Below are 16,603 nucleotides of genomic sequence, written 5' to 3'. Positions count from 1 at the left end.
GGTTGCCGAACCGCCCCCTCACCGTGTCATAACGACGGGATGAGAAGCTTCACCTTCAATATCGCCTACTGGATCCTGTCGATCGCCTATTGCCTGGTCGCGGCCTTCGCCGCCCTCGTGCCTGGCCGTCGCGCGACCACCTGGGTCATTCGCCGCTATGTGCGCCGGATGGTTCAGTCCATGCGCCTGTTGGCCGGCATCAAAATACAGGTTCGCGGCAAGGAACGACTGCCGCAGGGCGGTTTCATCGTCGCCTCGAAGCATCAGAGCTGGGGCGACGGCTTCGCCACCTATGACCAGTTCGACGACCTGGCCTTCGTCACCGGCGACCACCTCGAGAAATTCCCCCTGCTTGGCACGGTCCTGAGGAAACTTGGCGCCATCGTCGTCAACAGCTGCGGCGGCCACACCGCGCGCGCCGCGCTCAAGGAACGCGCCGCCGACGCCCACAGGGAAGGCCGCAAGATCCTGATCTACCCCGAAGGCCATCTGGCCAAGGTCGGTGAGAAGTTCCGCTACCGCTCGGGCGTCTGGCACATGTATCGCGACTTCGACATGCCGGTCGTGCCCTTGGCCACCAATCTCGGCCTGTTCTGGCCTCAGGAAGCCTCACGCAAGACGCCGGGGACCGCCACGCTGGAGTTCCTCGAACCCATCCCGACCGGCCTGCCCAAGGACGAGTTCCTGGCCCGTCTCGAAGCCGCCATCGAAGGCAAGACCGCCGAGTTGATCGCCGAGGCCACCGGCCGTCCGGTCGCTCCCGCCGTCCAAGTTCCCACGCCACACGAAGTCGCGCTCGCGGCCGCAGCAGCCTGAAAACACTCGCCGTTTCGGACGACGATAGCCCTGGTTCATTTTGTTCTTGATTTGTTCCGGTCCTGTGCCATCCTCCCTGCATGAAGACGGCGATGAAAGGACGCGGCGCACGCTCCAACGACTCGGGCCGGTATGAAGCCGACCGGCGCGAGGAATTCGACGACGGCTGGACGGATGGAGACGAAGCGGCCGCGCCGCTGCGGACCACCCTTTCGCCGGAACACGCCCGCACCATCATCGCCAAAAACACCAGTCCCGACGTCGGCTTCGATCGCTCCATCAACCCGTACAAAGGTTGCGAACATGGCTGCATCTACTGCTACGCCCGTCCGTCCCATGCCTGGATGGGCCTATCCCCGGGTCTGGATTTCGAGAGCCGGATCTTCTTCAAGCCCCACGCGGCGAGTCTGCTGGAACAGGAGCTCGCCAGGCCCCGATACGTCTGCAAGCGGATCCACATAGGCGGCAACACCGACCCCTATCAGCCGGTCGAACGCGAGACCCTTTCCACGCGCTCGATCCTGCAGGTCATGCAGCGGTTCAGACAGCCGTTCAGCATCATCACCAAGTCGGTGCTGATCGCCCGCGACGCCGACATCCTCGGCTCGATGGGACGCGAGGGCCTGGCCTCGGCCATGATCTCCATCACCACCCTGGATCGCGGTCTGGCCCGTGCGATGGAGCCGCGCGCCTCGACCCCCGCCAAGCGGCTGGAGGCCATCAGCCGCCTGGCCGACGCGGGCTGTCCTGTCGGCGTCGGCTTCGCCCCCGTCATCCCGGGTCTGAACGACCACGAGATGGAGGCCATCCTCGAGGCGGCGCAAAAGGCCGGCGCAACCTCGGCCATGTACGTGACCCTGCGCCTGCCGCTGGAGATCAAGGACCTGTTCCGCGAGTGGCTGGCCGACGCCCGGCCCGAGCGCGCAGCCCGCGTCATGTCCCTGATTCGCCAGACGCGCGGCGGCAAGGACTACGACCCCGACTGGTCCCAGCGCATGAAGGGAACCGGCCCCGTGGCCGAGCTGATCGCCACCCGGTTCAAGGCGGCGATCAAACGCTACGACCTGGACACGCCCCGCACGCCGCTGGACGTGACACAGTTCCGTGTCCCGCCCGACATGAGGCCCCAGATGGACCTGTTCGACCTCGCGTCCTGAACCCTAGCGGCGGAAAACGCCTACCAGTTCGACGTGGGTCGACCACAGGAACTGGTCAATAGGCGTGACCTTCTCCAGTCGGAAGCCGCCGTCGATCAGGATGCGCGCGTCGCGGGCGAAGGTCTGCGGGTTGCACGACACGCCGACGACCACGGACGCCTTGGTTCCCGGCAACTGCTGGGTCTGTTCCAAGGCCCCGGCCCGCGGCGGATCGATGACCACGGCCTCGCAGCCTTTCAGGTCATAGGGCGACAGCGGGCGGCGGAACAGGTCGCGCGCCTGGGCCTCGATGGTCTTCAGACCCTGGGCCGTGGAGATGCCCGCCTTCAGCGCCGCAATCGACGCCGCCGACGAATCCGCCGCGATGACGCTGGCCACCTCGGCCAGGGGGAAGGTGAAGGTGCCGGCGCCGCAGAACAGATCGGCGACCTTCTTGGCCCCCCTCACCGCTTCCACCGCACGGCTGACCATGGCCGCCTCAGCCGCCGGCGCCGCCTGTAGAAAGGCTGCGGGCGGCAGGGGCACGGTCGCCCGGCCGAAGGTAATACGCGGCTGGCGCGCCATCACCAGGGTGTCTCCGTCCAGACTCAGCCGCGCCAGACCGCCCTCGGCCGCCGCCGCTATGGCCCGCGCCGTCACGTCCGCCGTCAGGCCGCCCGACTTCTTCTCGACCCCGGTGACGTCCACATCCAGCCCGGTGTCGGTCAGGGTGACGTGCAGCGTCGGCGCGGACTTCGGGTGCCCCAGGAAGGGCGCCGCCACCTTGGCCAGCCCCGGCAGGGCGGCGACCAACGCCGGATCCGACACCGGACAATCGGTCAGTTCGACCAGCCGCCACGACCGCCGCGCCTTGAAGCCCAGCAGGACGCGCCCGCCCGGTCCGCTGCGGGCGTGCAACGCCAGGCGACGGCGGCTGGCCTGAGGCACGGCGACGGTCGCCTCGACCTCCGTCTCGATGCCTTCACGCGCCAGGGTCTGGATCACCACGTCGCGCTTCCACGCCAGATAGGGTTCATCCGCCCAATGCTGCATCGGCGCCACGCCGCACTCGGCATAGGTCTCGGAATGAATGGGGCGGCGATCGGGGCTGGCGGCGATCAGGTCGAACTGCTCGGCCCGTCCGTCCTTCACCTCGGCGGAGATCACTTCGCCCGGCAATGCGCCTGGCACAAAGACGAGGCCGTTGGGCGTTTCGGCGATCCCGTCGCCCTGGTGGCCCATGCGGGCGATGGTCAGCGTTTGCGTCATGGCGCGGCTTCTACCCTTTCCCGCGTCGAATCTGAAACCTGAACGAAGATGAACGACACGATCAAAAGCCGTTCAGCTTCGACCGCCTATCTGATGATGCAACAGACAGCGCACCGCAGCCGTTTCGCTTCGGGACTTGTCACAGGAACACGAACGATGATCGCTCATCTGCCCAGGAAGGCATCCGCCGCCGCTGTCGCCGCCCTCGCCGTGGCTGGCTCGCTCATGGTTCCCGGCGTCGTCAGCGCCCAGACCTATGGCTACGGCTATCCCCCCGCCTACAACAGCTATGGCTCGCAGGGCCGCTACAACGATCCCTGCGTCGGCGATCAGCGCAACCGCACGACGACCGGCGGCGTGCTCGGCGCCACCATCGGCGCCGTGGCCGGCTCACAGCTGGCGGCGCGCGGTCGCCGTACGGAAGGCAGCGTTCTGGGCGGCGTGCTGGGGGCCGCCATCGGCGCTGGCGTCGGCAACAGCTCCGCCAACTGCGACAGCCGTTATCGTTCCAATACCGGCTACGGCTACAGCCAGCCCTATGGCGGAACCTATGTTCCGCCGGCTTATGGCTACGACAACTCCGGCTATGACCGTCGCTATGACGACCGTTATGACCGCGACTACCGGGACTACGACCAGGGCTATAGCCAGCCGGCCCCGGACTATCGCTATCAGAACAACAACGACCAATGCCGCCTCGCCGAGAGCGTCATTCGTCTGCCCGACGGTCGCAACGAGACGCGCTACGTGCGCACCTGCCCCGACCAGAACGGCCGCTATCGCGTCGTCGATTAAGTTTCAGCCCCCCTGTCGATCGACGACGTGAAGAGGGCCGCCGGTTATCCGGCGGCCCTCTATTCTGTGGGGCTCAGGTTCGTTTGGCCCACATCAGGAACTCGATGTTGCCGTCGCCGCCGGTGATCGGGCTTTCCGCCGTTTCCCGCACCGTCCAGCCGACGGTTTCCAGCCAGGCCCGCACGCCCTCGACCGCCGCCGCATGGACCTCGGGATCCTTGACCACGCCCTTCTTGCCCGCATCCTGAGGCCCTGCCCCTTCGAACTGCGGTTTGACCAGGGTGATCAGGTCCGCGTCCGGCGTGGCCAATGCCAAGGCCGCCGACAGCACTTTCGCCAGGCCGATGAAGCTGACGTCGCAGACGATCAGCGCCGGCGCCTCGGTAATGTTCTCGGACGACAGATCGCGCGCGTCCGTCCGCTCCAGATTGACCACGCGCGGATCGGCGGCGACCTTCGGGTGCATCTGGCCAAAGCCGACATCCACCGCAAAGACCTGAGCCGCGCCGCGATCCAGACAGACCTCGGTAAAGCCGCCGGTCGAGGCGCCGACATCCAGAACCGTCCGCCCCTCGACGGCGACCGGCCACAGGTCCAGCGCCCGTTCCAGCTTCAAGGCGCCGCGCCCCACCCACCGGTGGGCGGCGGCATAGCCGATCTCGGCGTCTTCACTGACCGACTGTGAGGCCGCCTTGGCGGGCGCACCTTCCACCGTGACGCCGCCCGCCTCGATGGCCGCCTTGGCCTTGGCCCGGCTCTCAGCCAGGCCCCGCGTGACCAGAAGCTGATCCAGACGGACCTTCCTCACGCCCCGGCCATCGCATCCAGACGCGCCAGCGCGGCCTGCAGCTTGACCTTGCCCTCTTCGGCCTCGGCCAGCTTGGCGCGCTGTTCATCGACGACTTCCGGCGCCGCGCGCGACACGAAGTTGGGGTTGCCCAGCTTCTTGTTCACGTGGCCGATGTCGCTCTCGAAGACCGCGATCTCCTTCTCCAGACGCGCGCGTTCGGCGGTCAGGTCGATGATCCCGGCCAGCGACAGCGCCGCCGTGGTTCCGCCCGAGACAAAGGTCACGGCCCCGGCGGGCGCGGCCTCGGCCGAGTTGACCTCGGACACGCGGCCCAGGGTCAGGATCAGGTCGCGGTGGCGCGCGATGCGCTCGGCGGTCACGGCGTCCGGCGCGATGAAGGCCAGCGGAGGCTTGGCCGACGGCGGCACGTTCATCTCGGCCCGCAGGGCGCGGATTTCACCGACCAGATCGACCAGCCAGCCGATCTCGGCCTCGGCCGAGGCGTCGATGAAGGCGTCGGGCAGGACCGGCCATTCGGCGCCGATCAGCAGGCCGTCGCGGGCCGGCCCTTCCTTGCCCAGTTCGGCCCACAGCTCTTCGGTGATGAAGGGCATGACCGGGTGCAGCAGCTTCAGCGTCTGGTCGAGGGTCCAGGCCGTCATGGCGCGCGTCTCGGCCTTGGCGGCCTCATCCGCGCCGTTGAACACCGGCTTGGCCAGTTCCAGATACCAGTCGCAGAAGACGTTCCAGACGAAGCGGTACAGGCCGCTGGCGGCGTCGTCGAAACGGCCGCCTTCGATGGCGTCCGACACGGCGCGCTCGGCCTTGGTCAGCTCGCCGCGGATCCAGCGGTTGATGGTCTGCTGGACCGTCGCGGGATCAAAGCCCTCGACGCGCTTGGCCTCGTTCATCTGGCTGAAGCGCGCGGCGTTCCACAGCTTGGTGCCGAAATTGCGATAGCCTTCAATGCGCTGCTTCGACAGTTTGATGTCGCGCGTGCCCGACAGGATGGCCATGGTGAAGCGCAGCGGGTCGGCGCCCAGCTCGTCGATGATGCCCAGCGGGTCGATGACGTTGCCCTTGGACTTCGACATCTTCTGGCCCTTCTCGTCGCGGACCAGACCATTGATGATGACGCGCTTGAACGGGACTTCGCCCATGAAGTGCTGCCCCATCATCATCATCCGGGCGACCCAGAAGAAGATGATGTCCGCCGCCGTCACCAGGTCGCTGGTCGGATAGAAGCGCTCCAGATCCTCGGTCTTCTCGGGCCAGCCCATGGTCGAGAAAGGCCACAGGGCCGAGCTGAACCAGGTGTCCAGAACGTCCTCATCCTGCGTCAGGGCCTTGCCGCCCGCCTGAGCGATCGCCTCTGCTTCGGTTTCGGCGACGTAGATCTTGCCGTCAGCGTCGTACCAGGCCGGAATGCGGTGCCCCCACCACAGCTGGCGCGAGATGCACCAGGGCTCGATGTTGCGCAGCCATTCGAAATAGATCTTCTCATACGACTTGGGCTCGAAGACCGTATCGCCGTCCTCGACCGCCTTCAGCGCCGGCTGAGCTAGCGTGTGGGCGTCAACGTACCACTGATCCGTCAGCCACGGCTCGATGACCACGCCCGAACGGTCGCCGTGCGGAACGACGTGCTTGGTCTTCTCGATCTCGCGCAGCCAGTTCTCTTCCTCGGCGCGGGCGACGATGGCCTTGCGCGCGGCGAAGCGGTCCAGACCGACCAGTTCAGCCGGGATTTCCGGCACGTCGTCGTTGGTGATGCGCGCAAAGGCGTCCATCACGTTCAGCGCGGCCAGACCGGCGCGCTTGCCGACGCCGAAGTCGTTGAAGTCGTGGGCCGGGGTGATCTTCACCGCGCCCGAGCCCTTGGTCGGATCGGCGTAGTCGTCGGCGACGATGGGAATACGACGCCCGGTGATCGGCAGGATCACCGCCTTGCCGACCAGACCCTTGTAGCGCTCATCCTCGGGGTGAACCGCAACGCCGGTGTCGCCCAGCATGGTTTCCGGGCGCGTGGTGGCCACGACGATGAAGTCGCGCGTCTCGAACTCTGTCGCCTTGCCGTCCTCATCGAAGGCGACCGGGTGCTCATAGGTGACGCCGTCGGCCAGCGGATAGGCGAAGTGCCAGTAGTGGCCGTCCTGCTCGCGCTGTTCGACTTCCAGGTCGGAAATGGCCGTCTGGAAATGCGGGTCCCAGTTCACCAGACGCTTGTCGCGATAGATCAGACCGTCCTGATGCAGCTTGACGAAGACCTTGCGGACGGCGGCGTTCAGCCCCTCGTCCAAGGTGAAGCGCTCACGCGACCAGTCGCAGCTGGCGCCCAGGCGGCGCAGCTGGCGCACGATGGTGCCGCCCGATTCCGCCTTCCACTCCCAGACCCTTTCGATAAAGGCGTCGCGGCCCATGTCGCGGCGTCCCGGCGCGCCCGCGGCGGCCAGTTGACGCTCGACCACCATCTGGGTGGCGATGCCCGCATGGTCGGTGCCGGGCAGCCACAGCACGGCCTTGCCCTTCATCCGGTGATAGCGAGCCAGGATGTCCTGCAGCGTATTGTTCAGCGCGTGGCCGATGTGCAGCGAGCCCGTCACGTTCGGCGGCGGGATGACGATCGAATAGGCGTCGGCTGCGCCGTCCGTGGCCTTGGCGTCGCGCGGCTTGAACAGGCCGCTCTCTTCCCACTGGGCATAGAGGCGCGGTTCGGCGGCCTGGGGTTCGAAGGTCTTCTCGAGCATTTTATTCTCTTTAGCGCCCTACCGCTCCGCACGCGGTGCGTCGCTGCATGAGGGTGGGTTTCTGAAAAAGCGAAAGGGCGGCCCCGCCGGAGCCGCCCTCAATGACTTAGTGTCTGGTGAAGCGAAGGGCTAGCCGGCGTTGCGGGCGATGCGTTCTACTTCCTTGCGTACCTGGGCCTCGACGATGCCCGGCAGGTTGGCGTCCAGCCAGTCCTTCAGCATCGGGCGCAGCATGGCCTGAACCATGGCCTCGACCGTATTGCCGCTGACGAAGGGCATGTCCTGCGGGGCGGACGCCGGCGCTTCCGGCTTCTGGAAGGTGGCGGCCAGACCGGCGAAGGCCGAGGCGGCGCTGGCGGCGGCGCTTTCACCGACCAGGGAATCATAGACCGGCGCGGCGATCGGCTCGGCCGCCGGTTCAGCCGCCGGGAACGGGGCCACGTCAGCGACTTCCAGATCACCGATCGACTCGGCGGCGGGCGCCTCATAGCGCTCGGTCAGTTCCAGAACCTCGTCTTCGACCGGGGCCGGTTGAACGGCAACGGCCACGGGCTCAGGCTCCGGAGCGGCTTCCACAACCGGCTCGGGCGCGGCTGCAGCGGTTTCGGCCGGCGCGTCGTCTTCAGAAATGATCCGGCGAATCGACGCCAGAATTTCTTCCATCGTCGGTTCCTGGGCGGTCTGGTCGGTCATGGCAGAACCTTGGGCGAGCGGGGCTGAACCTGAAAGGGACCGCCGACAGGCGCCGGACGGCGCGCGACGATCAGGGGTCAAGCAAGCAGACTCGCCCTCCCCCTAACCTGTCGTCGCACCATCGCCCGTCGGAATCAACGGACGTTTTTCGCCTGTCAGGCTAATCCCGGCTTAGTTGCGCGGCGCCGTGCGGACGATTTCGCCCTTCAACTGGGCGTCGATGGGCGCATCTTCGACGTCGGTCGCGGGCGTAACGACCGGCGAAGCGACGCGATCCAGGGCCTCGACCACGCCATCCCAAGGCAGTCCGCCGCGGTTGCGGACCGCATTATAGTTGGCCTCGGCGTCATAGGCGTCGATCGTGGGGTCCAGGTTCGGTCCGCCCAGACGGCCCATGGCGGCCAGAAGCTGAGCCTGGGCCACGTACTGATTGCGACGGGCGCTGGCCAGCGTCACCTGAGCCGAGCGCAGCTCCAGTTCCTGGTTCAGCACGTCCAGGGTGGTGCGCAGGCCGACCTGAGCCTCCTGACGCACGCCCTCGGCGGCGACCGAGGCGGCGCGAACGGATTCCTGACCGGCCTGCAGCGTCGATTTGGCCGCGACGGTCTGGGCGTAGGCTGAACTGACGCTCTGCAGCACGCCGCGACGTTCGCCCTCGACGCTGATCTGGGCCGCATTGGCGCGTTCCAGCGACTGGGCCACCCGCGAGCGCGTCAGACCGCCGGTGAACAGCGGGACCGACACGGTGGCGCCGGCGTTGAAGGCGGTACGGTCCGTCAGATCAAAGCCCGAAAGGTCACTGGCCGTGCCGCCATAGGAGGCCGTCAGGCGCGCTGACGGCAGATACTCGGAGCGGGCGGCCGCTACGCTGGCCTCGGCGGCCTGCAGGGCATAGGTCGCCGAGCGGACGCGGGGGTTCTCGACCAGGGCCACATCCAGCGCACCGTCGAAATCGGTCGGCAGTCCCGGCAGGACCGGCAGAGCTTCCATATCGGCCGGCGCCTGGCCGACCACGGCGGCATAGGCGGCGCGCGACACCGACAGCTGGGCCTGGGCGTTGGCCAGATCGGCGTCGGACTGCGCCAGACGCGCCTCGGACTGGGCCACGTCGGTACGGGTGATCTCGCCCACTTCAAAGCGGGCGTTGGATTCGTCCAACTGGCGACGCAGGACGGTGATGTTCTCCTGGCGGATGCGCAGGATCTCCATGTCCCGCACCACGTCGGCATAGGCCTGAATGACCGAAGTCATCACCTGCTGCTCGACTTCACGCAGGTTCTCGCGACCGGCGCGGACATTGGCTTCAGCCGCGTCGATCCCGCGCGCGGTGCGGCCAGCGGTCCAGATGTTTTGCGACAGGCTGACGCTGGCGGTCGCGCCGTCGCTTTCCACCACGCCCAGGCCGTCGGTGTCCACGCGGCTGTATTCGACGCCGCCGGAAGCGCTGATGGTCGGGCGCAGGCCTGAGCGCGCCTGGACAATGGTTTCGTCCAGAGCCCGCTGATTGGCGCGCTGGGCCAACAGGGTCGGATTGGTGCGATAGGCCAGGCCGATCGCTTCCTGCAGGGTTTCCGCCCACGCGGGGGCCGCGCCGGCTCCCATCGCGAGAGTGACCAAAGCGACCGAAGCGAGCGCGCGCGAGCGTTTCAACATGAACCTGTTCCTGCCTGACGCCCCCGATGGCGCGCCTGAAGTGCCTTCAACGGCGTAGTTGGAGGCAAGCCTCGCCTTACGCCAGTTAAGTTTTTTTCACGCTAACGACAACAAAGTCCGTCGCTCGCCTGCGCGTCTTTAAAGAGCGAAGGCCGGCGCGGGAATCAACTCGGCCAGCACCGGCGGAGCGCAGTCAAACAGCTCACGGCGCGAGACGCCTTCCCGACCACGGACATAGAGGACAGCCTTGCCGACCGGCCCGTCGCGCTCGACCACGGCCAGACGACCGCCGGGACGCAGGGCCGCGATCCACGATTCCGGGCGAACCGGCACGGCGGCCTCGCTGACGATCAGATCATAGCCCTCGCCTTGCGGCTGGCTCAGCGGCGCGACCACGGTGGCGACGCCTTCGTCTGCCAGGGCGGCGCCCGTCACCTCGAACACGGCGGCGTCCGAATCCTGCACCGTCACGTTCAGGCCCATCCGCGCCAGAACAGCGGCGGCGTAGGGTCCGGCCAGCACCAGGGCCTTTTCACCGGCGCGGGCGTCCAGCGCCTGCATCAGCTTGCCGAGATCGCGCGGCAGCATCAGGCGGCGATCACCTGCGACTTCCGGTTCAATGTCGGCATAGGCCGAGAAGGCGCGGTCGGCGGCGCAGAATCGCTCGCGCTCGACGGCGCCGAAAGCCGCCTGCAGGTCGCGGTCGGTGACGTCGTTCACCCGGACTTGCGAGTCCAGCATGACCTTGCGTGCAGCGGCGAAATCCATGGTTCAAGCGTCCTTCGGGTCGGCGTAAGCGAATAAATCTGCGGCGCTTATAGGTCCGTGCGTTGCAGCCGACAATCCGATCTGATAGCTGACGCCCCTCGCGATGGTTCGGGGCTCGGTTTTGAGTCTCAATGGCCTGATGGCGGAGTGGTGACGCAGAGGACTGCAAATCCTTGCACCCGGGTTCGATTCCCGGTCAGGCCTCCATCGCGACAAACAGTCAGCCGCCCTTCGGGGCGGCTTTCTTGTTTCTGGACGTCAGATCAGGGTCTCGCGTTCATTCCTCGGCGGCGCCGGCGGTCGTCAGGTGGTGCAGCGCCACCGCGCTGGTGGCGGCGACATTCAGCGAATCAAAGCCGCCCGACATGCGAATCGCCAGGGGTCGACACCGCGCGATGACCTCGGCCGACAGCCCCGGCCCCTCCGACCCCAACAGAATCGCCGTGCGCGGCGCGGGCTTGAGCCGAGACAGGGTCTCGCTTGCTGACGGCGTCAGCGCCAGAACTTCGAATCCACGCGCCTCCAGCGCCTCGACCATCGCCGTCGCCGTCACCCCTTCGACGAAAGGGGTTCTCAACGCCGCACCGACCGAGACCCGGATGGCCTTGCGGTAAAACGGATCGCAGCAGGTCTCGTCCAGCAGCAGTCCGACCGCCCCGAACGCCGCGGCATTGCGGAACAGGCCGCCCATGTTGTCGTGATTACCGATGCCGCAGGCCCCGACCACCACAGCCCGCGCCGGCAGGCCGTCCAGAAAGCGCTCAAGACCCACCGGCTCGGGCTTGCGGCCCAGGGCCAATATGCCCCGGTGCAGATGAAACCCCGCAATCCCGTCCAGCACATCCTGCGGCGCGGTGTGGACAGGCACATCCGCTGGAAGACTCTCCAGCACGTCGCGCAACGCCTCCAGCCGCTTCTCCGCGATCAGGACCGCCACGGGCGCGCAGCGCGACGCCGCCGACGCCAGCCCCCGCAGGACCACCTCCCCCTCGGCGACGAACAGGCCCTCGCGACCCGTCAGGTCGCGCTCCTTCACGTCACGAAAGGCGGAAATGCGGAGATCGGCGATATCGGAGACAGGGATCAAATTCATGCCGAACCTTGTAGCGCGCGCCTTTGAATAAATTTCGGCGTTTTCTGCACTTTATCCGTTGCATGAATCAAAAAGGCGTTGCTATACAGCGGCCTCCCCCGAGGGGACGTTCCGCGGTAGCTCAGTGGTAGAGCAGCCGACTGTTAATCGGCTGGTCGTAGGTTCGAATCCTACCCGCGGAGCCACTCGGGGGCATTAAGCCCACAAATCATGGCAGAGCGCTCCGCTCGCTGAATGTGGCTCCCTCCACGACATAGCCCCTAAGGTTTCGATCTTCGAAGCGCCCTGCCCGCGCATCCGGGCCAGAAAAAAACCCGACGCATTTCGCGTCGGGTTGAAGTCGTTCGGTGATGGTGGGTGTCCTCGATAGAAAAGAAGACACGGCTTTGATCGACCGGTTTGGTTAATTGGGCGTTAACGATAAAGCGCGCCCGGCGTCGGGGAACCAACTGGTCTGGCGCGCCGCGGGCGAAAGCAGGCGTGTCAGACGCCACCCCTGGTCCACACGCTCGATCTGACCCAGCGCGGCGCCGCCCGCCGGGCCGGGATAGATGAAGACGGCCCCGCCCGCCCGGATCGTCATGCGTCGATCGCCTGCGCCTGGCAGGGGCGCCGTCCAGCGTCCATCCGCGCCGGCGACCGCCTCGACCGTCGCGCCGCCGTCGGTCGAGACGGACACCCGCACGCCCGGCCTGGCCCGGCCCGCCGCAACCAGCCCCTGCCCGTCGCCATCGACCGAATCCAGCGCGGGTCCCGGCGACAGCCGCCGACTGGCCCCGCCTTCGATCAGCATGGCCGCCAGCAGGGTCTGATCGCCTCCGCCCGGCTCGCCCGCCAGAAGCAGGCGTTCGGGTCCTGGCGCCGGAAACTGGCCGATCCGAACCTCGGGCGTCAGCAACAGGGGCGCCGGCATCACGCCGACATAGAGCTCGAATCGCCCCGAGGCGTCGGCGCCGGCGGCGAAGGCGGTGTCCTGATCGCCCCGCAGCACCACACGCGCGCCCGGCGGCGCATCGCCGCGGATGACCAGACCAGGCCCCTGACGCACGACGGCGCTGATGCGCGGCGCAGCCGCCCACCCCCCGTCCTGCGGAGCTTCCTCGCCGTTGGAGCGTTCAACGGGGGCGTTGCAGCCCGCCAGCATCATGGCGAGGCCGATCCCTGCGACGACAATCCGACGTTTCATCCTGACCCGCGTAGCGATATGCCTGTTTCCCTCAGATAGCGCGGTCGACGCCGCCCTGTCTCCCTTCCTGTATCGAGGCCCCATGTCTTTGCCGCCCGCCACCATTGCTCCCTTCGACGGCCGTTCGGTCTGCCTGTTCTGCGGTTCGTCCGACGGGGCCGATCCGCAGTACGTCCAGGCCGCCAGCGCCTTCGGCAAGGCCACGGCCGAGGCGGGCTGGCGCCTGGTCTATGGCGGCGGCGGCGTCGGCCTGATGGGCGCCTCGGCGCGTGCGGCCCACGAAGCCGGGGGCCGCGTCGTCGGCATCATGCCAGCCTTCCTGCGCAGCCGCGAACGCCTGTTCGACGACGTCGAGACCGTGGTCGTCACCTCGATGCATGAGCGCAAGCAGCTGATGTACGATCAATCCGACGTCTTCGTCGTGGCTCCCGGCGGCATCGGGACCCTGGAAGAAGCCATCGAACTGCTGTCGTGGAAGCGGCTGGATCTGCACGCCAAGCCGGTCATCTTCCTGAACCTGAACGGCTTCTGGGAAAACTACTTCGCCCTGATCCGCCACAGCGTGGAGGAAGGCATGACCCCCGCCAGCTTCCTGGACGCCTACATCAGCGTCGACACGGTCGAGGACGCTGTGATCGCCATGAAAAAGGCTGACGAAACGCCGCACTTGAAACATGATCATCGGTAAGTAAACGTGGGTCAGTAAACGCCGATCCGTTACCCCGAAACCGCATTGACAGTTTCCAAAGAAAACGGACTATGGCGTCACAGGGCTATGCGCCCAACCCATTCGGAGTCTTGCCTATGCGTGCTCTTCTCGTCGCCGCGGCCCTGTTCGTCGCTGCTCCCGCCTTCGCTGCCGATGCCCCGGCCACCAGCCTGACGCTGGCGGATGCGGCCAAGGCTCCGGCCGGCCGCGTCATCGTCGACGGCGCCGCCTGGCGCTGCGAAGGCGCAACCTGCACCGCTACGGGCGGAACCAGCCAGCCTGCGCCGCGCGCCTGCCGCCGCGTGGTCGCCAAGCTCGGCCCGGTCACGGCCTTCAGCTACAAGGGCGAGACCCTGGACGCTCAGGCTCTGGCGACCTGCAACGCCGGCTGATCCCGGCGCAGCGCCCAACGAAAAAGGCCGCCTTCGCGAGAAGGCGGCCTTTCTTGTATCCGACGGCGTTTGCGGCTTAGGCCGCCTCGCCCTTCAGGCGACGCACGATGGTCTCGCGCCCGATCAAGGGCGCCATGGCCGCCATGTCCGGTCCGTGCGCCTGTCCGGTCAGGGCCAGACGCAGCGGCATGAACAGGCCCTTGCCCTTGGCGCCGGTCTTTTCCTTGACCGCCGTCGTCCAGGCCGACCAGGCGCCCGCGTCGATGACCTCGGGCAGCACTTCCAGCGCCGCAGCGGTGAAAGCCGGGTCCTCGATCACCGGCGTGACCGGGCCAGTGACGATCCTGGCCATGTCGGCCACGTCGGCGAACTTGTTCAGATTGCCACGGACCGTGTCCCAGAAGACCTCGCCCAGATCGACGCCCAGCGCCGCCAGACGCGGCTGCGCCTCGACATAGGTCATGGCGTGCAGGGCCTGGGCGTTCAGACGGTCCAGGTCGGCAGTGTCGTAACGCGCCGGCGAACGGCCCATCTTGGAGAAGGCGAAGGCCTGGCCCAGGGCCTCGACCGACGCCGCGATCTCCAGATTGTCCGAGGTGCCGATCTTGCCCAGGTGGCTGGTGATGGCGATCGGCTCATAGCCCTGGTCGCGCATGTCGCTGATCGACAGCGAGCCCAGACGCTTGGACAGGGCCGCGCCGTCGGCGCCGACCAGCAACGGCATGTGGGCGAAGCCCGGAACCTTGGCGTCCAGGGCTTCAAAGATCTCGATCTGGGCCCCGGTGTTGGTGACGTGATCCTCGCCCCGGATGATGTGGGTGATGTCCATGTCGATGTCGTCGACGACCGACGGCAGGGTATAGAGGAACAGGCCGTCCTCGCGGATCAGCACCGGGTCCGACATCGAGGCGGTGTCCACCTCGGCGTGACCGCGCGCCAGGTCTTCCCAGGCGACCCGCTTGCCGTCCAGCTTGAAGCGCCAGTGCGGGCGGCGGCCCTCAGCCTCATAGGCGGCCTTTTCGGCGTCGGTCAGCTCCAGCGCGGCGCGGTCGTAGATGGGCGGCAGGCCGCGCGACAACTGCACCTTGCGGCGGCGATCCAGCTCATCCGAGGTTTCATAGCAGGCGTAGAGACGGCCCGACGCCTTCAGGCGCGCGGCGGCCTCCTCATAGCGGTCGAACCGCTTGGACTGGTTGTAGCGCTCGTCCCAGGTCAGGCCCAGCCAGGTCAGGTCGGCCTCGATGCCGTCCTCATACTCTTGCGTCGAACGCGCCACATCGGTGTCGTCGATGCGCAGCACGAACGAACCGCCCTGCCCTTTTGCGAACAGCCAGTTCACCAGAGCGGTGCGGACATTGCCGACGTGCAGCTTACCCGTGGGAGACGGAGCGAAACGAACCTTGACGGACATGGGGGATCAACGACCTCGATAGGAAGGCGGCTTGGTCGCGCCGCCGTCCGCTCAAGTCAAGTCGATCCGCCCAATCAGTTCAGATCAGTCGTCGCGATGAACCCGTTCGCGGCGTTCATGCCGCTCCTGGGCTTCGACCGACAGCGTCGCCGTCGGCCGCGCTTCCAATCTGCCCAGGCCGATCGGTTCGCCCGTATCCTCGCAATAGCCGTAGGAACCATCCTCGATCCGGCGCAGCGCATCCTCGATCTTGGAGATCAGCTTGCGTTGCCGGTCGCGGGTCCGCAGCTCAAGCGCTCGGTCGGATTCCGACGAGGCCCGGTCCACGATGTCCGGATGGTTCTCGGTCTCGGCTTTCAGATTGACCACGGTGCCTTTGGATTCGCGAAGGATGTCTTCCTTCCACGCCAGAAGCTTGGCCTTGAAATAGGCCAACTGCCGCTCGTTCATAAACGGCTCGTCGTCGGTAGGACGGTACACGACCGTATCCCCCTCGATCACAGACGCTAATGCGTTCATCGCACTCACGCTCATCTATCTGCGCCCCCCTGCGGCGCAATGGCCGTATAGGCAAGGTCGAGAGTCGCGGCAATGGCGTTCGCGAGTCCGTGTTCTTGTTAAGCTGCATTAACGCGGCGCGACTGTGGCAAATTGCCCTCACTTGCCGTCCAGAACCGCAGATTTCGGTGGGCTTTCCGCGACTTCTAGGCGCGCGCCCGAGCCGCTTCGGCCTTGGCCATTTCCACGGCGGCGCGCAGATCAATCTGATCCAGCACGCCTTTCAGGCCCGGATCGGCGTCATCCGGCCGTTCCTCGCGCAGGCTACGCGCCAGCCGTTCCAGCGCCGGCGCCCCGTCCTGGCCGCTCAGCATGGCCAGTTTCAGCTCGTCCAGCCGGTCCAGCAGCCCGCCGCCGCGCCGAATCGCCCGGCGGCGACGCTCCGTGGCGTCCTCGACCCCTTGCAGAGCCATCAGGGCGGAGACCCCCGCCACGCTGGACGCCGACGAGGTCGCCGACGCCGATGCAGGTCCGGACGCCCCGCCGCTAGCCGGCAGGCTGAAGCCGCCCGCAGCCCTGGCAGGCCGCGAACCTTGCGATGATGATGCGCCCGAGGGGCCCGTGACCTTCATGATCAATGCTCCCGA

16 protein-coding genes and 2 tRNA genes are annotated in these 16,603 nt (G+C 67.0%); 7 read left to right on the top strand and 11 right to left on the bottom strand.

All coding sequences use genetic code 11. The features are described 5' to 3' along the window. Positions 1 to 39 precede the first annotated feature (39 nt). Positions 40 to 816 carry a 1-acyl-sn-glycerol-3-phosphate acyltransferase gene (locus P0Y52_06080; protein ID WEK59109.1) on the top strand — a complete coding sequence of 259 codons (777 nt, stop codon included), beginning with the start codon at positions 40 to 42 and terminating at the stop codon, positions 814 to 816. Positions 817 to 896: 80 nt separating this feature from the next. Next, positions 897 to 1,973 (top strand): PA0069 family radical SAM protein, encoded by a 1,077-nt coding sequence (locus P0Y52_06075; protein ID WEK59108.1) that lies wholly within the window; start codon positions 897 to 899, stop codon positions 1,971 to 1,973. A 3-nt stretch (positions 1,974 to 1,976) separates the two neighbouring features. Here the strand turns inward: P0Y52_06075 and P0Y52_06070 are convergent, their stop codons facing one another. Then, a complete protein-coding gene (locus P0Y52_06070) occupies positions 1,977 to 3,221 on the bottom strand; it encodes a TRAM domain-containing protein (GenBank protein ID WEK59107.1) in 1,245 nt (414 codons plus the stop codon). Between the two features lie 156 nt (positions 3,222 to 3,377). Between P0Y52_06070 and P0Y52_06065 the strand changes: the two genes are divergently transcribed. Then, complete coding sequence (locus P0Y52_06065) at positions 3,378 to 4,016, top strand: glycine zipper 2TM domain-containing protein (GenBank protein ID WEK59106.1); 639 nt, start codon at positions 3,378 to 3,380, stop codon at positions 4,014 to 4,016. A 73-nt stretch (positions 4,017 to 4,089) separates the two neighbouring features. Here the strand turns inward: P0Y52_06065 and P0Y52_06060 are convergent, their stop codons facing one another. From P0Y52_06060 to P0Y52_06040, 5 genes are all read right to left on the bottom strand, one after another. Then, positions 4,090 to 4,824: a TlyA family RNA methyltransferase gene (locus P0Y52_06060; GenBank protein WEK59105.1), complete on the bottom strand. Its 735-nt coding sequence runs from the start codon at positions 4,822 to 4,824 to the stop codon at positions 4,090 to 4,092. Then, the gene (locus P0Y52_06055) at positions 4,821 to 7,553 is read right to left on the bottom strand and encodes a valine--tRNA ligase (GenBank protein ID WEK59104.1); all 2,733 of its coding nucleotides are present in this window, start codon (positions 7,551 to 7,553) and stop codon (positions 4,821 to 4,823) included. The genes P0Y52_06060 and P0Y52_06055 overlap by 4 nt, the downstream gene beginning before the upstream one ends. Positions 7,554 to 7,682: 129 nt before the next feature. Beyond that, positions 7,683 to 8,246: a DUF2497 domain-containing protein gene (locus P0Y52_06050; protein WEK59103.1), complete on the bottom strand. Its 564-nt coding sequence runs from the start codon at positions 8,244 to 8,246 to the stop codon at positions 7,683 to 7,685. Positions 8,247 to 8,417: 171 nt separating this feature from the next. Further along, positions 8,418 to 9,899 (bottom strand): TolC family outer membrane protein, encoded by a 1,482-nt coding sequence (locus tag P0Y52_06045; GenBank protein WEK59102.1) that lies wholly within the window; start codon positions 9,897 to 9,899, stop codon positions 8,418 to 8,420. A gap of 138 nt (positions 9,900 to 10,037) precedes the next feature. Continuing rightward, on the bottom strand, positions 10,038 to 10,667 hold the full coding sequence (locus P0Y52_06040; GenBank protein WEK59101.1) for a protein-L-isoaspartate O-methyltransferase: 630 nt from the start codon (positions 10,665 to 10,667) through the stop codon (positions 10,038 to 10,040). Between the two features lie 133 nt (positions 10,668 to 10,800). Here P0Y52_06040 and P0Y52_06035 point away from each other — a divergent pair. Further along, positions 10,801 to 10,874: transfer RNA gene (locus tag P0Y52_06035), tRNA-Cys, on the top strand. Between the two features lie 70 nt (positions 10,875 to 10,944). Here the strand turns inward: P0Y52_06035 and P0Y52_06030 are convergent. Further along, complete coding sequence (locus P0Y52_06030) at positions 10,945 to 11,760, bottom strand: RNA methyltransferase (protein ID WEK59100.1); 816 nt, start codon at positions 11,758 to 11,760, stop codon at positions 10,945 to 10,947. A gap of 110 nt (positions 11,761 to 11,870) precedes the next feature. Here P0Y52_06030 and P0Y52_06025 point away from each other — a divergent pair. Beyond that, positions 11,871 to 11,945 (top strand) — tRNA-Asn (locus P0Y52_06025). 218 nt (positions 11,946 to 12,163) lie between these two features. Here P0Y52_06025 and P0Y52_06020 read toward each other — a convergent pair. Continuing rightward, positions 12,164 to 12,946 carry a hypothetical protein gene (locus P0Y52_06020; GenBank protein WEK59099.1) on the bottom strand — a complete coding sequence of 261 codons (783 nt, stop codon included), beginning with the start codon at positions 12,944 to 12,946 and terminating at the stop codon, positions 12,164 to 12,166. An 82-nt stretch (positions 12,947 to 13,028) separates the two neighbouring features. Between P0Y52_06020 and P0Y52_06015 the strand changes: the two genes are divergently transcribed. Then, a complete protein-coding gene (locus P0Y52_06015; GenBank protein WEK59098.1) occupies positions 13,029 to 13,634 on the top strand; it encodes a TIGR00730 family Rossman fold protein in 606 nt (201 codons plus the stop codon). Positions 13,635 to 13,750: 116 nt separating this feature from the next. After that, entirely contained in the window at positions 13,751 to 14,047 is a 297-nt protein-coding gene (locus P0Y52_06010; GenBank protein ID WEK59097.1) for a hypothetical protein, read from the top strand. 76 nt (positions 14,048 to 14,123) lie between these two features. On the opposite strand, the gene gltX is transcribed toward P0Y52_06010, so the two are convergent. The 3 genes from gltX to P0Y52_05995 form a co-directional block, all read right to left on the bottom strand. Then, positions 14,124 to 15,458: a glutamate--tRNA ligase gene (gene gltX / locus P0Y52_06005; protein ID WEK59096.1), complete on the bottom strand. Its 1,335-nt coding sequence runs from the start codon at positions 15,456 to 15,458 to the stop codon at positions 14,124 to 14,126. Between the two features lie 84 nt (positions 15,459 to 15,542). Next, positions 15,543 to 15,977: an RNA polymerase-binding protein DksA gene (gene dksA, locus P0Y52_06000; GenBank protein ID WEK59447.1), complete on the bottom strand. Its 435-nt coding sequence runs from the start codon at positions 15,975 to 15,977 to the stop codon at positions 15,543 to 15,545. Positions 15,978 to 16,162: 185 nt separating this feature from the next. Beyond that, positions 16,163 to 16,588 carry a flagellar assembly protein FliX gene (locus P0Y52_05995; GenBank protein ID WEK59095.1) on the bottom strand — a complete coding sequence of 142 codons (426 nt, stop codon included), beginning with the start codon at positions 16,586 to 16,588 and terminating at the stop codon, positions 16,163 to 16,165. Positions 16,589 to 16,603: the final 15 nt, after the last annotated feature.

The organism is Candidatus Brevundimonas phytovorans (assembly GCA_029203145.1).
In the GTDB taxonomy this organism is placed as follows: Bacteria; Pseudomonadota; Alphaproteobacteria; order Caulobacterales; family Caulobacteraceae; genus Brevundimonas; species Brevundimonas phytovorans.
The sequence above is the reverse complement of the archived record's forward strand: the minus strand, read 5'-3'. Positions and strand labels throughout refer to the sequence as shown.